Here is a 582-nt window from a genome sequence, read left to right as displayed (position 1 = left end):
CGCCATATACCATCATCAGGTCAGCCGAACGGCAGTAGCGGACATTGCCGCAACTGCATTCCGCCTTCACAAGCATGTTGTGCCGGGTTGCCTTGCCCAGCGTGTCGATCGGATCGTGCGCCATCCCTCTAGAAAAGCCCTGTTCCTTCAAGAGGCTCTTGACTCTGATGTTCTCATTTCGTTCACTGCCAGCAGATTAGAGACACCCCCATGAAGCCGATTACTGCGACCGAGTCCGAGCAGCCCGAGATATATGCCACGGTAAGGCGCGAGCGGGCCGCCATTCACCGGGCCGTCAGCAAGATGGCAAAGCAAATGCGTGGCCTGTCCGACGTCAGCCAGAAACAGGCTATCGCGGAGCTGACGGCCACTTGGATATTGGCGATCTATCCTGGAGACCTCGATCTGGCGTTGTCGCTTTCGGATGCGATGCGCCACCAGACCGACATTTACCTGAGAGAGAACAAGAAATCCGGCGCTCACCACTGACCGATGCGCAGCCGTCGCCCCTCGCGGGCCAAGATTGACCGCGAGTGGCCTTACCAGGTTGCGCTGCCCGATGATCTATGCACGGGACACAGC

General features: G+C 58.6%; 1 protein-coding gene. It reads left to right on the top strand.

The features are described from left to right. The first annotated feature begins 210 nt into the window (after positions 1-210). On the top strand, positions 211-489 hold the full coding sequence (locus NKJ84_RS33135) for a hypothetical protein (RefSeq protein WP_352510024.1): 279 nt from the start codon (positions 211-213) through the stop codon (positions 487-489). Positions 490-582 lie beyond the last annotated feature (93 nt).

Source organism: Mesorhizobium sp. M0048 (assembly GCF_040323405.1).
In the GTDB taxonomy this organism is placed as follows: Bacteria; Pseudomonadota; Alphaproteobacteria; order Rhizobiales; family Rhizobiaceae; genus Mesorhizobium.
The sequence above is the reverse complement of the archived record's forward strand: the minus strand, read 5'-3'. Positions and strand labels throughout refer to the sequence as shown.